Source organism: Algoriphagus litoralis (genome assembly GCF_003259255.1).
Lineage (GTDB): Bacteria > Bacteroidota > Bacteroidia > Cytophagales > Cyclobacteriaceae > Algoriphagus > Algoriphagus litoralis.
Genome location: NZ_QGOL01000024.1, coordinates 1 through 16,065, shown reverse-complemented (window position 1 = coordinate 16,065; position 16,065 = coordinate 1). Strand labels below are relative to the sequence as shown.

Below are 16,065 nucleotides of genomic sequence, written 5' to 3'. Positions count from 1 at the left end.
CTAAGCCTTAAACAATTCCCCTACTTTAAACTCTTTCAAATTAGAAACCAGTTGGTACTTCTGGATTTTTTCCATGCTAGTCTTGAGACGCATTGCATCCTTATCTCCAACGCCCATAAATTTTTGCATCAGCTTCAAGTTGACCTTATCTTTGATGTCAAACAAAAAAGCTGTCTCGCACATGCTGCTAAAATCAAAAGAAGGTTGGTTAAATTCCTCTATTCCCTGCGACAATAACATTACAGATACTCCTTGAGACCGAATCTCCCTTAAAATCTTCTCCAGCAAATCTTGAGATTTCTTCTCCTTAAAAATGGTATGAGCCTCATCTATCAACAGTACATACCGCATTCCTTGGAAATCACCCTCAATTGGGGCCTTCTCCATATTCATAAATGTATTGTATATATAGTTTACAATCAAGAAAACAGAAGTAAATCTTATGTTTTTTGACAAACCTCCTGATAGGCTCAAATAGTAGTTTTTGTTAAGGAACTCATTGTTGGAATCTGACGTATTTGCAAATAAGTCAAGTTCAGCAAGACCTTCCAGAATTTCACGAAGTGAACTTACTTTGGGCCCTTCCCTTTCTTTGACTTTCTCTAGGATTACTTTAAAAGTAGGAAATTGTCCACCTTTGGAATCTGCGAACGCATCCTTAATTGAGTCCTTTAGCGTTTGTTGTTGAATCTTTCCTAGGTTGGTTTGACTACAGATAATATCTACCAGTTTGTTTATCCCCATGATCCTGTTCTTTTCATTGACATTATCAATGAAAGAAATTGGGTTAACCGGAAATGCTTTGTGAGGCGCCTTGATCAGTTGGCACTTAGTAGAATCAAAGAAATCAGCATTCTTTTTCTCATCTTCCTCAGAAAGCCCTTTAAAGTCTAGAAAAATGAAGTTCACTTTTCCACCTGACTCCTTTACTATTTGCTTGAGAACACTATTTGCAAAGAAAGTCTTTCCTGTTCCACTATTTCCAGCCACTGCAACGTGTGCATTGTTATGAATAGAGGTATTATTCATTTTAAAGAAAATGGATTCTCCATCAAAAGACTCTCCTACTCGAATATCAATTGGGCCTAAATAGTACTCTTTGTTTTTAACACGGAGACCTCTTGTCTTTTCATCGAATATAATTGCATCATTGGTAAACTCATTTTCTGAAAGCAAATCTATTCCCTGTTCTACCTGCTCCAAAATGAAATCCAGTCCAGTGTAGTTTTTACTTTCTTCAAAGATCTTGTTCATCAAAATAAGACCATGATCGACATGCATCTTGACGTACTTCCCTATGTTTGCGTCCGATTTGTAAATACCATAGTGCTGGCAAATCATTGCGATATAGAAAGTCCGGTAGTTCCCAAAAAGAATGTCGTCCTTGTATTCCTTTCCTTTTCCATCTAGGAGATCCTTCTCGAGATCCAGTTTGGCTCCTTTACTCAGTGAATAAGCTAAGGCTACTCTTGAAATATAATTCTCAGAAGCTCCAGGAAAGACTTTTCTGGACAATTCCTGAACGACTAGTTTATTCGCTTCTGAAGTCCTAATATTAATTAGCATTGTACATCTGATTATAGGTGGCTAAAAAATTCTTCGGTTCAATGCCAATGAACTCACTACTATCTTCATTTACATTATTGATCAAGTATGTCTTTGCAATCTTTTGGAACAATAAGTTAAATTCTGATTCTGTCATTTCCTTATTGATTAGGGGAAATAATACCACCTGTTCAGAGATATTTGGATAGAAATATTTCACAATATTTTCAGCATGCTGCTCGTCAAACTTCTGCATAGGAGAATCAATAAATACTGGGAAATCGAAATCGCTTTCTTCAACCAAGCCTCTTAAGATTGAAGTGGCATACATCTGCTGTTCGCCTTTACTCAGAGACTCTTTCTTTATTTCTTCTCCCCTACCGTTCCGCAGAACGATATCAATATCTTCTCCGATTATATTGACTTCAACTTTTTTAATAAACCCTTTTTTGTGAAGTAGTGTGGTCAATCCGTCAAAAATCTGTTTTTCAAGAGATTCCTTCTTCTTATTCTTGAACTCAGAAATGAAATTTTTAAGAATACCAATTTGTCTTGTTAGCACCTTATCTTTTTCTTTCTTTTGATCCGAAACCTCCAGCTTTCTACTCAGTTCCTCAATTTTTTTATTCAATTGGGTTTTCTTTCCAGCAAGTTCTCCAATGGTCCGATTAAAGGAATCGATATTATTCTCAATACCTAGTACTTCCTTTTTCAAAGCTTCCATTTGGTTTCTGTAGGATTCAATGATCGGGTCTTCCTGATTACTTTCTGCATCCCTTATCTTTCTCCTTATACCATTTACTTCATTTTTTGTAAAGATGTATTCAGAATTGATGTTCTTGAACTTCTCTCTAAATGATAGCTTGATATTATTCAAAAGTGAATTTAGCTTAGCCCTCTCAGAATCAGAAAAATCGTGAATTAACTGAAAATCAGTTGGCAAAGTCGGAGAGTTGTCAAAAAAGTGCTTTCTGATTAACTTTTCAAAAGTTGAGGCATACCAGGAATGAACGTTGTGATCAATTGTTATATTCTTGGGTTTCTCAATAGTGAGCAATTCAGTTAGGATTTTTCCAGTGACTCCATTTATATTTTCCTCCTTAAATTGGGCTGCTTTAAAATTGGCTTCATTCTCTAATTGCTCCTCAACTTCCAATAATTTACTAGCTGCTATTGCAAAAGGAATAAATTCATACGAATCTTTTAACTCATTTTGAAGGATTTCTTGCTTTCGTACTAAGTCATTTTCTCTTTCTCGGAACTCCTGTAATTCCTCAACTGTAATTAAACTACCAGACTTAATTAATTTTTCCTGTATATCTCGAACATCCTTATTCCTTTCATTTCTTTTTTCTCTTGCCTCATCGATATTCTGCTGATATTCTTGGATATGCTCATCTATGGAGGAGACTTCTGCTTCCAACTTTTTGAATTCGGCCTTCTCTGTTGCACTTGCAGATTCTTGTCTAATCCGAATTTGAAGTCCTTCCAATTCAGCCTTTAAATCTTCATACTTTTTAATCCCCAAAACCTCTGAATAGGCTTTACTCAATGCTCTTTTTTGCTCAGGGGTATTCACTTCTGCAAGACTGACGATCTTTTCTGCATCAAAAAAGAAAAATTTTGCAATCTCTATGGGCATAATAAAATCACGAATAAAAATTTCCTGCCCCACTTCTTTGGAAAGCTCACTTACTCTACCATCTATCAAAATCTCAACATCCTCACTTGTACTAGTAAGTATGTTAAAGCTTCTCTTGATTTTAATTTCTTTGCAAGGAACTTCCTTTATATTAACTTCTGAAAATGTGATCGAAACAGAAAAAGTGTTTTGTCCATCAGCTTTTGCTTTTCGATTTAGGCTATTGGCTATGTATTTTGCATAGGAGCCCTGATCAGAAATCTCCTTTTTGTATAAGTCATCTACCTCCTGCATTTGGCGCCCGTAAAGACACCAAACCAGAGACATCAAAAATGTTGTTTTACCAAAACCATTTCTCCCACTTACTAAAATAATGTTTTTGCCATCTTCGGGGCTGAGTTCAATGAGGTTGGAGCCTTGGTAGATTCGAAAATTATTTAATTCGATGCTTTTAATAATCATTTCTTATCCTCTTTAATATCGTCGATAAGTTGATCAAGTCTATTTTCTAAATCTGTCTGCAACCCCCTTTTTTTCATCAAAAGCGTTTTGGTTTTTTGCAAAGCAAGACCGTCCATTATGAATTTCAAATCACGGGGCTCTTCTTTACAAGACTTTGCTAGGAGTTCTTCTTCCTCCCTTTGTTTTTCTTCTTGTTTGCTCATATCGACATTATTTCGGAACACTTCATTGAAAATATCAGAAACTTTTGTTTCAAAAAATGAATCTCTAAACCAATGATATTGAATTAAAACTAATTCTTGTTGGGTAATTAATTCCGCACCTTCATCTTTTTGAATTTCCTTTTGTGCCTTCAATATTCTTCGTAGAATTTCCGCTCTAGTTTCAAATAAATAAGGCCCCCAGATATTTTCCTTTATTTCTCCATTTCTTCTTCTCCGATCACGGTACTTTTCCGGATTATCTCTAGTTTCTACTAAGAAATCACGGATTTCAGAAAGAGGTTGCATCCATTCCTCGCCATTCTCAATAAGTCCTTCCATCGATTTATCCTTATTGACAACTGTACAAGTCCAACACCCGAACCGACTACTTCCACAGCTAGGCGTCGTTTCATCAATGACCAATGGGCAATCACCGGCATTGGCATTCCGATAAAGGGTTACTAATTCCTTGTGAGTCCCTCCCCAAGGTGGTGGAACTTGATTGAGGTATTGCCAAACCTCGTTGGTAGTAACATCCTTAATTGGAGCAAAAACCCAAGCGCTCGGCAATTGATGTTTTCGAAGTCTTTTACCTTTTCTTTCATGTTTAGCAATTGACTTTGCCCGGTTCGAGCTTTCAGCACTTCTTGTTCCTAAAAGAATAATGGCCTCCCCTTGTTCGCCAATTTTCTCCTTAATGAATTGGGTAGTTGGATTGATTTTTAACCGCTCCGTACACCATCTTACAAATCTATTCGGTGCAGGGTATCCTAGGCCTATCAATCTAACCCAAAAACTGTCCTCCAAAGGTGGAGTAGTCTCATGAACAGTTATTGGCATACCTTCTTCTCTCGCAGCACCTTGAATTTTTTCAAGTGTCTTTTTTATGAATTTTACGATCCTGGGGTTCTCAACCATGGTATCGTTACACACAACATAAATTCTTCTTTGATTGAGGATAATGGGGTCAATTTTCCTTAAAGCTCTCCAAACTACCTGAAGAAGCATGGTACTGTCTTTACCACCACTGAAACCAATTATCCAAGGACGATTAGTATCGTCGTAGATGAATTGGTCAATTATCTCTTGTTCAATGAATTGTAAATTGAGGGCCATAAATGGGGTTAATTGGTACTTTATTCTTGCTAAAATACAACTAAAATCTAGTTTTCAATGTAACATTTAGAACTAGGTGATTAGGATTTTCTGGAGACATTTATCAAAATATTCCTCATTAAAGCCCCATTCGAAAAAATCATTTCTCAGTTTTTCCTTCAATTTATCTTGCTCTTCAGGTGAATTTACAGAATATCCTCTTTCCAAAAACTTTACAAAAAACATAGATTTTGGATCCGGCCCTATACCATCAGTTAAATTATAGGGGATATTCTTGATCATTTGATAATCGAGGAAATAACTCAAATCATATTTTTTTCCTTCAAATTTTGTTTTCTTATCAATAGTTTCATCTCCCCACCATACCTTACCAGCATCAAAAAAAGAATTGTAGTAAATCATAGCTTGTTCATGATTTGAAAGTTGAACTCTGATTTGCTTAACATATTCATATCTTATCTTTTTCTCTTCATCCTCATTTTCTCTATTTAGAATAGGGTCAGTGGAGGCTAATTTGATAAGTTGGTAAAGATGTCTGAAATAGTGACCTAATTTTGCAACATGACCATCAAAAGGTTCAAAATTCACATATAGTTCAGAAATAGAATCATTATAGTTACCTGCCTTAATATTCATCCACTTTCTCCCATTACCTTTATTGGAATATTTCATCTTGCATCGAAGCAAAAATTTTATAATTTTTTTATTTAATTTTTTATCAAAATCACCGATATAATAATCTATTCCTTTGTTTGACACTTCTCCAACACCAAAGAAAAATATTATGTAAGCTAACTTAGCCAATTGACATTCGTCGTATTTAATAAGAACCCCTAAATCATCACGGATTTCATCATTTGACGACATATCATCATAAATTGCTTTTGTTAATTGATAAATAAACCTATACTCCTTATACATCCAAACAAATGCTTTCCTGCCTTGATGCTTACTATCAATTTGAATCTCTTGAACATTTTCTTTATGGACTCTAAGTGACTCATAAAATTTATTTTCAAATCGTTCGTATTTGAATTGCTCAGCAACTTGTTGATTTGCTCTAAATTGAACATAAAAAGCTAAATAGGTTAATCCTGCCGCAAGCAAAGCTATGAATGGAGCAGCGATACCATTTATCGTGTCACCGATCCCACCTGTGTTTTTATAATTTATAAAAGATAATTCAGGTCGAGTCAAAATTAATGGAAGTATAAAAATAGAAACACCACCTAATCCAATAATCCACCAAAACCCACTTCTTAAATAAGCCTTTTCATCATCCTTTAACGTATTCCAAAATCTTCTAAATGATTTCAGCATATTCTATTATGATAATAATTAATAATATGAAATTATAATTCAGTTTAAATTTACCCTTAATTAATTTGTTATTACTAGGGAGTAATAAAAGCCAGTTTTCTCAACTCTTCTAAACTTAATGTATCCATCCCCCGATGAAGCATCCGGTGACAGTTGGAGCAGACTAAAGCTAAATCATCGAGGCGGGTTTGTTGGATTCCTTCGTACTGGTACAGGGGTACTTGGTGATGGCATTCGATATAGCCTTTGCCCAGATCGCCATACTTGACCTGAAAGTTGAAGTCACAGGACTCGCAGTCCAGCGATCCATACTTCTTGAGATGTTGGGTTTTCTTGAGTAGAACTAGTTTGGAGTCCCTCTCCTTGTACTTGTGAAGCTTGTAAAGGACTCTTCCCTCCCTGAATTCGAGAAGTTCCTCTTCAGGTTCTTCTTGAATTTCGTAAAGCTTAAGGCGAAGCTGGGGATTGGAGACAGTCTGCCGGATGGTATTGGCAATTCGGGAAAGCTCTTCACGTTTATGATTGAATTCATAAAACACCGCCTGATCGAGTTTGCTGAATGATTCCATTCCCTTCCCATGGTAATTTGGATCGATTGCCAGAAAGTTGCTCAGCTTGAGCCCTACCCCATTTGGGTTCCTGAATTTTTCAGCATCCGGCCTGATATCGAAGATAGGAAGTCTATTGATCACCTCAGAAAGTTCGATCACTGCTGGATTTCTCCCATGAATCTGACCTGGCTCCAGCTTAAAATATAAATCCAATGCAAGGATAATCTCATCCCTATGCCACTTGGGGTTTCGCTTGCTGGTAGTTTGATTCATTGGTCATCCAAACTAATGAATCTTTGGATAATTTCAAGCTGTACCCATAAACAATTCCGTAAATCGCAGGAACAAATATGTTCTTGATATATTTTTCCTAGTTTAACCAAACTAAGCTCTACATGTATGTCCCAAAAACTCTCCGAAAAACAACGCCTTTATTTACGACTTGTCTTTATCGAAGGAAATACCCATGAGGTAGCAGCAAGCAAAATGGGCGTTGCCAAGTCCGAGCTCAGCGGCATGTGGGAAGCGTTGAAAGAAGATCGGGCCAGGCTCCAGCCCATCCGGGACCTCTGGGCTAGAAAGTGTAAGGATGTTCCTTATCATGAATTTGAAGCGGCTTACCTAAATACCCAACCGCATTGTCACTACTGCCGGATTACTCCTGAACAGATCCATCCGCTATGGGAAAAAGATCCTGAATTGACCAAGCGTGGCAGAGGAAGGAAACTGGAACTGGAGCGGCTGGCACCTAATGAGAAATACAGCAACCTCGGCAACCTAGTCTTCTCCTGCTACTGGTGCAATAATGCAAAGACGGATACTTTTACAGAGGAGGAGTTTAGGAAAGTGGCCGCAGTGATTAGGGGGATTTGGGAGGAAAGATTGGGGAAATTTTGAGCCTGTTGTACCTTGTCTGACAAGCTGTGACGGTAGATTTTTTGAATTCCGATGGTTGAAGTTTCTTTATATCGTGAAAAATATTCGACTCAACTACCGCTATCGGGATGCGCACAATTACAAGGAATTTGGGAGTATGGTCTTTGCCAATCCAGCCGGGATATCCGTCGAAGCGGCCACTGCCCTACTCCAGCAAAAGTTGATATCGGAGGAGTTTTTTGTTCCCCAAGACTGGGGTCTGCCCAGACTTCATAGCCAGCCCTATAATCCGGAAGTGGATCATGAGTGGCATGAATTTGAGGAGTTTGAATTGACCGATGAGGCTGCAACAGATGGAAGGGATATTGGGGAGTTTTTGGAAGGAGTGGTGAAGGGATATGAATTGTGAAATCGTACTAGGTCCTCATATTCAGAATTAAACGCTCCTAATTTAACCGTTTCGTTAATTTCATTTTTCTGTTCTTTTGCTCCCGAAATAATCGGGACAGGCTTTGACGCAAAAGAACCAAAAGGTCAAGATTTGCCAAAGCTCCCACCCTGCCTTTGCCGGCAGGCAGGCGCACGAGGCCGAACGCTGGCTCGCTGGCAAATCCTGCCACCGCGCCTATCCGATTAATATTTAGTGGAAGGCGGGCAGAGTTCGGGCGTTATCTCCCACTCAAAGATCTATTAGGATGACTTACCCTTTCATTTCACAGTTTTACTCCCTGAATTACTCCCTCACTTTTCAAGTTTACACCCTCACTCCCAGATCCTCAGGTTCCTCAATTAGACACAGTTTGTGCTCTTCTTGAAAAGAAATTACAAATTGAAACGCAAATTCTTTGGCCAAGAAGCCTCAGCGCAAAATGATGGATGAGGGCTTTAACTCTTTGGTAGAGTCTCTTGAAGATGAATTGGACATTGAATTTGACTTGTATGAAGTCAGTCCGGAAACCAACCCAGCTGAATTACTATACACCTTCAAGGAATGGGGAGATTATTGTGTGCTAACAGCAGAGGAGTACGGAAGGTTAAAGGACTTTCTTTGATTGTGTGAATTTTCCAAGGATCGGTGTTAGAAGTCTTTCCCAAAAGTGATAGATCCGATAAACCAACCGAATTTGGAAAGATCCAATATTTGGTAGGACCGAGTGTAATAGGTTTGTCAATTGGGATAAATCTAGAACGGAAGAGACAAAATGAAAGGAGCCTGCGAAATCAACGAAAAAAATTCTAATACTATTAACCCCAAGGTATGAATACCTTGGGATTAGGAATTTTGGTACCGAGGGACATAGATTGAATATTTGAGCCTGAGCACTTTTAAACAAATAAGATAAGACACATTAAGGTGAGAGCTATTTGGCTAAATAAAATGAACCAATTCTAATAATTTACTATAGATTGAAATCTACCTTTATGAAAGGGATGATCACGAACTACACCTAGTATTTTATCGTCTTTATACTATTCTTAAATAGGACGACTGACCAGATTAAAACTGGTATTGAATTCCCAAATACCATCCTTTAACACCAACATCGAAAACACCATACTTAATGTCATTCTGAAGATCAGTGGTAGAATTCACACTATCGCCGACTTTAAGGTTCTCGAGAGACTGTTCCCAAGTAAATACAGCTCCACCTGAAATTGCAAATTTTGAAGTGGGAACAAAGATTCCACCGCCCAAAAGTAGAAAAGGTCTGATTTTAGTGGGGTCTATTCCTACCTGTAAAAAGGGATGAAAAAAATCAGAGTTAAGGTCGAAATTAAAGTTTGCAAATGCAGCTACTAAAGCAGTGTTCTTTTGCAATGTGTCTTGGCTTATTAAAAATTCATTTGAATTATCACTATTAGAAAGACCGTATGTAACAATTTCAGTATCTGAATAAAACACCCCTGTACTGAACGTTGGATATATAAAATTATACTTTCTTAAAACAAATTTCTTAGAAAACTCCTCTTCTAATGGTGAAAAGCTAAGACTCTTTTGATCAAATGAATATTCCTTGACAATTATCTTTGCACTAATTTGTTTACCAGTTTCAAAACTCAGGGATTTAGATTCAAAGAATTCAGAACTATCAAAACCGGAGTCATTTGATGGGTCCTTAAGTGAATCTTCAATTATTGAAACCAATGGCTTTAGTTTATCTTTCAATTCACTTTCCGCTTTAATTCTAGTTTCTGCATCAACAATTGCATTATTGAGCTTACTTTTCATTTGATACTCAAACATCTTATTTTCCAAACTAACCAAAGACACTTTATTCTTAAAACCTGAGATTAAATCTGGCTTTTTTGATAAGTTCTCTTCCTTACCCTCTAAAGCCAAATTTATTGAATTAACTGACAGTTTTGCTGATTCTGCTGATTCAAGACTCACAAGAGTTGAGAAAGATGTGAAATACCAGTCTTTAAAATCGGAAAAATTACTTTTGTCAAACTCCTCAATATCTTTTTTCATATCGTTGATAACCTTTCTATCTCCATTACCCAAGTCTTCCGCATCAATAAGAGATAAGAAAAAATAGAAATCTTGAAAATCAGGACTCAACATTACTTTACTAGGAAAATCAATCTCAATTATTTTTGACAAATCCACATTTGAGGTTTGTTTGCCATTACTCGATTTATCGTTAACAGGCACAATTCCCTTATCATCTTGGTTTACACTTTTTGAACCAGAAGTAACATCAAGATTGAAAATAGTCATCAATGATGAAACAAACGATTCCATTTGTCTATAACTCTCATCGACCGAAACCGATTCAATCCAAGAAACTTTATATTTCAATGGATTCAGCCAACCTAAATAGAAATTGAAATCTTGTCTTTTATTTAGAAATAAAGTTAGACTATCAGATACAATTGAATATCCATCAGGACTCCTATTTTTTTTATCTATCACAAACATCTTTAAAGATTTCTTATCGACAGAATAGTTCAAATAGGCTGATCCACTATCAATAACCTTAGTCTTAGTCTGTCCTAAAGCGCAAAAGTTTATAATTACTAGTATTAAAACAAATAAAGTCTTCATATTTAAAAGGGTTTTGAATTGAGGAAATTTTTATCATTAAAACCTAATTGGTCTAGTTGGGGTGTGGCCCCATAGGATCTAAGTCCATTTCTTATTAGTTCAACAAACTCTTTATAGCCTTGTCGAAAAGATCCATGGTTCCATGCAATATCTAATGATCGTGTGAAATCACTATACCCAGCACGTTCTTTTGCTACTTCGTAATCCTGACATGCTGTAATTGAAATTACAGAAGCATCAAGATTTACATTTGGACTAACATCACGAAGAATTCCATCATAGAACCCTTTATTTCTTTCATAAACTCCAGACACTGATTTTATATTAATATTTGAAGGAAGGCCAGGAAATATTTTAGCTATTGATCCACTATGACAAGAATCTGAAATCAAAAGCACTCTAACACCTGATGTAAAGCCACCCAAAAGACTATTAATTTCATTGTCAATAAAACACCTGTCATAAAGACACCAACTCTCCGAATACTCATCATCTTCACCGTCGTTTGAATGAGGTATTTGAGTACCATGCCCTGAAAAATAGATCAGTACAAAATCCCCAGAGACTGACTCTTTTGACAGATTATAGATTTCAGCATTAACTTGTTCTGATCCCGTGTTATATAATTTAGTATAGGATATATTTTCTATATTACAAATATGCTTCATTATGTCCAAGTCATTAATTGGAGCATTAAGGCCAAAATCGCCTCCGTAGTGACTAATATCAAGGGTATCGTTTCCTATTAAAATCGCATATTTTCTCATACTAAACGTAACATAGAATTTCAGAATCAAATTTTATCGAGGGGAATCTGTCTTCCCATTAATCACCTTAGTCGCATAAGGCACTATTCCAAGGCCAAGAGCAGTAAGGATTGGCCATAGTTCTTCGAACTCGGGAACTTCCATTCCTTTGATTGCGAAATACATGTAATAGGAGAAGGTGCAGATTGCCAAGACTGAGGCGCTTAGTGAGCTCAGAAAAGCAATCAGCCTGCTGCTGCTTCTATTCACTGGCGGTGTGGGTGTAGAAGTTTGGTCAGCGCTTGCAGTCAATCCATTTTCAACCATCGCTGTTTGAAAAGCCTCAAGCCTTTCCTCAGGCACGTCCGTAGAAATCGCATCACTGATCCTGAATCCTTCTTTTTTAAGCCAACGCAGAAAATACAGGGCTACTACCAGAGAAAGAATAACAGGCATTAACACATAAAACCATAGCCATCCCAGTTCGGGCTGACAATCCAGACAAGGGTCAGCTGGGGCCACGGGGTTTACTGCTGTGGCTTCTTCCTTTTCGAGTCTTTCTATTTCCTTTTGCTGGGCTAGTACTTTTTCCTGCAATTTGGAAATCATGACCGCAGAGTCTTGGGAAAAAGCCTTCACCGAGATAAATAGCAGAAAGAAAATAAAGAGGGTTTTCATGATTTTCAGTATACCTACAGCCCTGTTTGAATTGGACAGAATGAGCTGCATACCTATCTGAAATCTACTTCCTAAGTACGCTGAGAACCAGCCAAAACTAGGAGTTGGCGGTGGTCGAGCAGAAGCTGGAGGAAATCAGCAGGTATTTGGGAATTGACCGATAGTTTGATTTTTCCATTTGCCATAGCGGTTAAAATTGATACCGATACAGAACTAGGGCAAGCAATGTCTTCTGTCCCTGCATGGGGGTTGAAGCTCGTTAGTGGATCGGCCGTCCTGATGGGACTTTTGGGCTAAAGCCCCCGGCATTTTGGGCATTCGTCTTTGGAACGGGCTAAAGCCACGTTCCTATTGATGACAAAGAGGTTTATCAATGGAGGAAGGGGCTAAAGTCACGTTCCTATTGATGACAAAGGGATCGATAGGTCTAGGTCGGAAGAGTAGGATTAATTGAATGGTATATTCAGTCCAGTTTCTGGAGTTGAAGATCCTGTTACCGTACATATTTGTTCGACCATGTTTACTAAACGTTGCTCGTTAGTGGATCGGCCGTCCTGGTGGGACTTTTGGGCTAAAGTCCCAAATACGGTTTATCAATGGAGGAAGGGGCTAAAGCCAGGTTCCTAATGATGACAAAGGGATCGATTGGTTTAGGTCGGAAAAGTAGGATTAATTGGATAGTATACTTAGTCCAGTTTCTGGAGAAGCAGGATACCTGGAAATCAATTCCGGAATTGCGTTTCGTGGAGACACAAACCGCGGAGGAGCCAAATCTCGTTCTCTTGTGGAATTGGGCTAAAGCCCCGATGTTTTGAGAACTCGTAATTGGAACGGGCTAAAGCCATATTCCTTTAGATTTATTTTAATACATCTGAGATTTTTCTTCACTCAATTGAAATTAATCAAGGAAGGAGGGTTGACAAAAGAGTCAGACCTTCTGAAACGTAAGTTTTTACGAAAGCTAAAGGCAAACTTAGCCTCGCCTTCCTCATCATTGGGGATAAAAGTCGCTTTTACTTCAATAGTCCCAAAAATCAGGTTCTCATTCCGGGTTCGAAGACCTAAGCTTATCCCGGTGAAATTCTGGTGGCGATTTTCACAGGTAGGACATTTCAGCTTTGCCCAATAAAAAGAGGAAAAAGGAGCTATTCTGAAACCGGCAAGGATCCAGGGTGTAAACAAACTGGATTCAAACGCCATCGAGAGCCGTTGGCTGGCATCCACCTGCTCCACCCGTAGTCCCGGGATGGTATTGCCCCGGATGGTTAGCCATTCATTTGTGACTGCATCGAAAAGTTGTGTGTAAAATGCAGATGCAGAATTTCTGATTTTGAATTTACCGATGGAAAAAGCCTGCGTATAGAATGTACCGCCTGTTTGTACGACTGCGTCCTGGATACTTCCATTTCGAAGGTAGCTTGCTGCATTTAGGGTTAATTCATAGAAGCTTCCTTTAGTGAAGGCTCCCATATAGTTTAGGTTGACCGCTGCATAGGGCCTTTCCAGGCCTAGGATCTTGGTGTAGCCCAATGTTGCTGACAGGTTATAGCCGAAGGGTACATCTTCGGTTCTTCCAAAACCATAGACATATTGGGTCTTGAAGAAATCGCGTTCGTAAAGTGTATATTCAGCGAGTACTCCGGAGCTATTTCGATATTTCCGCTCCAGTCCCCTATCTTCCTGTTCGGGTAAATCGATAAAATACCCATCAAATACCATCAGGGCCAGAAACTTTCGGCTCCTATCCTGAATTGCTTTATCCGATCCAAAATTGTATCCCAGCCAAAAGTTACTGACGTTGTATTTATAATCCAGAAAGAGCGAATCCGGCCTGAGATCGACATTTTTTGACCAGTTTTGACTCCATGAGGCTCCTCCGGCCAATTTGGAATAGGGCGATACCAAAGGCCGCTCCAGGCTAATTCCCGTTGCATATTCTTTCTCCTCCCCCAGACTAATCCCAGAATTCAACTGGGTGTAATAAACCGCGATATCTGCAAGGCTTCCCATTAGGCTACTTTTGGTAAAGGCCAATGCCAGGCCTGTTTTGGGTTTTCTGTCTATATCGTGAAGCAAATCAAATTCAAACCCCAGCGCTCTACCATCGACATTGGCATCATAAATTTTGAATAAAGGGGAGGTGGGAATAGTCCCTCCTACCGAACCTCCGATACTGAACACATCCCGGCTTACAATGGTAAGGTCTACCGAGTCTGTTCCAGGTACCTCATTGACCACGATCTCGCTTTCCAGAATAAAGGCCTGATCCCTAAGGAATCGCTCATTATCACCGAGCTTATAGGGATTTAGGGGCTGATTGGGTTTGATGAATAGATGTTGTAGAATGGTTTTCTCCCTAGTATTGGTATGGAGTGTATTGGCAATCCGGCCAATTTTCTGAACAATAGGTTTCTCCCGGCCATAGATTGAAAACTCAAAACCAATGCTTTCAATGGTAATATTCCTAATGATCCTCCCTTCATAGGGAAGGAATTTCTCCTCGGCCCTTTGTACCAAAACTGAATCGCTGCTTGATCTGGTGATCAGTTTACGTCCTCTTTCCAAAGCTTTTTGGGCGAGGTTGGTTTGTGAAGAATCCTTCACATCTTGAGCAAAAAGCTCTACATCGACACAGCACAATACGGTCAGGAAAAACAGTAGGCAAATAGTCCTTAGTGACACCATTGTTGGATTCGATCTGCTGGAGGAAGAAGACAGGAAGGTAAAAGTAAGTGTGTGTCAAAACCGAGCATTTACTTTGCCAGACTAGCAAAACACCAGCGAATAGAAGAAAAAAGTTCTTCGAAACTTATTTTGTTAAAGCCCTCAGATTTGGATTCAAAAATCCAGTCTATGGGATTTATTGAAGTCCATGTGGAAGACTGTGTGTAGCAAAGCACCAGCCTGCCTTTGCCGTCAGGCAGGCCTGCCTTTGCCGTCAGGCAGGCCTAAAGACTAGTGCTATTTGGGATAATTGGATTATTCAGGAATAATTATTTTCTACTTTTCTCCTGATTCAGGAAGTAATTGACACCGAAACTAAGCTGTCCCAGATTGGCCTGAAGCAAGGTCAGGTTTACAGCATCAGTTCTATTTTGAAGGGAAAGCTCTCCAATTCTAGCCAAAAAAGCCCATTTGGGCACAGGCTGAAAGATAAACATGGGTGTTGCGGCGACTTTATAGTTAAAAATGGATTCTTCGGGAAAGGTATTTTTTCCCTGCCCTGCCGCGATGGATCCTTCCAAGGCAAAGAAAAATTTCTCGCTGAGTTCAAAATATTTTCGCACAAACAAGCCAGCGAGAAAGGAATTGGAATTTCTCTTTTCAAACAAATTCGTAATGGGATTGATAGTTTGTGTCCATTGAGACTCCACGGATACAATGGGACCCATAGCCACGGAATTGCTGATAAACTTACCAGCATACAGGTCAAAATTCAGGTAGTGAAAAGGCTGCTCACTATTTTCATAATCAAGCATAGAATAAGAAATACCTCCTCCCAAGAATTTGGAACCTTTGGTGACTTGAGCTTGCGCAAAGAACGGCAGCATACATACAAGCAATAATGCTTTCTTCATAGAACTAAAATTTTTAAAATAATCCCGAAGATACTAGCGCACTCTGAATATCCCGTTGAAGGATTAAAAAATTATTTAAATAAAAAATATTCGCTTTTGAGGGATAAGAAAGGATTTTCCACTTCTGGCTCGGATTGATTTAACCTCCAGATTTGGACGCAGAATAGCTTTTACCACTGAGAGCACGGAGATAAGGAGTTTCGTGGTTGAGGTTTAGGAGGGGTTCAATTATCAATGATCAATTTTCAATGATCAAGGAAAAGTACTCAGTTGGAAGTAAGCTGGTAAAAAGGCTGAAG

At 38.6% G+C, this 16,065-nt stretch carries 13 protein-coding genes; 3 read left to right on the top strand and 10 right to left on the bottom strand.

Features of this window, described 5'->3' with window-relative positions; all coding sequences use genetic code 11:
* The 5 genes from DK188_RS20285 to DK188_RS20265 form a co-directional block, all read right to left on the bottom strand.
* Positions 1-1,566, bottom strand: a complete 1,566-nt coding sequence (locus DK188_RS20285) for a DndE family protein (RefSeq protein ID WP_111672687.1) — start codon at positions 1,564-1,566, stop codon at positions 1-3.
* On the bottom strand, positions 1,556-3,649 hold the full coding sequence (dndD, locus tag DK188_RS20280) for a DNA sulfur modification protein DndD (RefSeq protein WP_111672686.1): 2,094 nt from the start codon (positions 3,647-3,649) through the stop codon (positions 1,556-1,558). Before dndD ends, DK188_RS20285 begins: the two co-directional genes overlap by 11 nt.
* Positions 3,646-4,968: a DNA phosphorothioation system sulfurtransferase DndC gene (dndC, locus tag DK188_RS20275; protein ID WP_111672685.1), complete on the bottom strand. Its 1,323-nt coding sequence runs from the start codon at positions 4,966-4,968 to the stop codon at positions 3,646-3,648. Before dndC ends, dndD begins: the two co-directional genes overlap by 4 nt.
* A gap of 72 nt (positions 4,969-5,040) precedes the next feature.
* Entirely contained in the window at positions 5,041-6,288 is a 1,248-nt protein-coding gene (locus tag DK188_RS20270; RefSeq protein WP_111672684.1) for a putative phage abortive infection protein, read from the bottom strand.
* 74 nt (positions 6,289-6,362) lie between these two features.
* Positions 6,363-7,112, bottom strand: a complete 750-nt coding sequence (locus DK188_RS20265; RefSeq protein ID WP_111672683.1) for an HNH endonuclease — start codon at positions 7,110-7,112, stop codon at positions 6,363-6,365.
* A 126-nt stretch (positions 7,113-7,238) separates the two neighbouring features.
* On the opposite strand from DK188_RS20265, the gene DK188_RS20260 reads away from it, so the two are divergent.
* The 3 genes from DK188_RS20260 (at position 7,239) to DK188_RS20250 (ending at position 8,767) form a co-directional block, all read left to right on the top strand.
* Entirely contained in the window at positions 7,239-7,736 is a 498-nt protein-coding gene (locus DK188_RS20260) for a hypothetical protein (RefSeq protein ID WP_111672682.1), read from the top strand.
* Between the two features lie 73 nt (positions 7,737-7,809).
* Positions 7,810-8,124: a hypothetical protein gene (locus tag DK188_RS20255; RefSeq protein WP_111672711.1), complete on the top strand. Its 315-nt coding sequence runs from the start codon at positions 7,810-7,812 to the stop codon at positions 8,122-8,124.
* Between the two features lie 436 nt (positions 8,125-8,560).
* Entirely contained in the window at positions 8,561-8,767 is a 207-nt protein-coding gene (locus DK188_RS20250) for a hypothetical protein (RefSeq protein WP_157963301.1), read from the top strand.
* A 446-nt stretch (positions 8,768-9,213) separates the two neighbouring features.
* On the opposite strand, the gene DK188_RS20245 is transcribed toward DK188_RS20250, so the two are convergent.
* The 5 genes from DK188_RS20245 to DK188_RS20220 form a co-directional block, all read right to left on the bottom strand.
* Positions 9,214-10,764 (bottom strand): hypothetical protein, encoded by a 1,551-nt coding sequence (locus DK188_RS20245; RefSeq protein WP_111672680.1) that lies wholly within the window; start codon positions 10,762-10,764, stop codon positions 9,214-9,216.
* Between the two features lie 2 nt (positions 10,765-10,766).
* Positions 10,767-11,531, bottom strand: coding sequence for a caspase family protein (locus DK188_RS20240; RefSeq protein WP_111672679.1), 765 nt, complete (start codon positions 11,529-11,531; stop codon positions 10,767-10,769).
* Positions 11,532-11,564: 33 nt separating this feature from the next.
* The gene (locus DK188_RS20235; RefSeq protein ID WP_157963300.1) at positions 11,565-12,188 is read right to left on the bottom strand and encodes a hypothetical protein; all 624 of its coding nucleotides are present in this window, start codon (positions 12,186-12,188) and stop codon (positions 11,565-11,567) included.
* Positions 12,189-13,076: 888 nt separating this feature from the next.
* Positions 13,077-14,873 (bottom strand): BamA/TamA family outer membrane protein, encoded by a 1,797-nt coding sequence (locus tag DK188_RS20225; protein WP_157963299.1) that lies wholly within the window; start codon positions 14,871-14,873, stop codon positions 13,077-13,079.
* Between the two features lie 308 nt (positions 14,874-15,181).
* Positions 15,182-15,766 (bottom strand): hypothetical protein, encoded by a 585-nt coding sequence (locus DK188_RS20220; RefSeq protein ID WP_157963298.1) that lies wholly within the window; start codon positions 15,764-15,766, stop codon positions 15,182-15,184.
* Between the last annotated feature and the right edge of the window lie 299 nt (positions 15,767-16,065).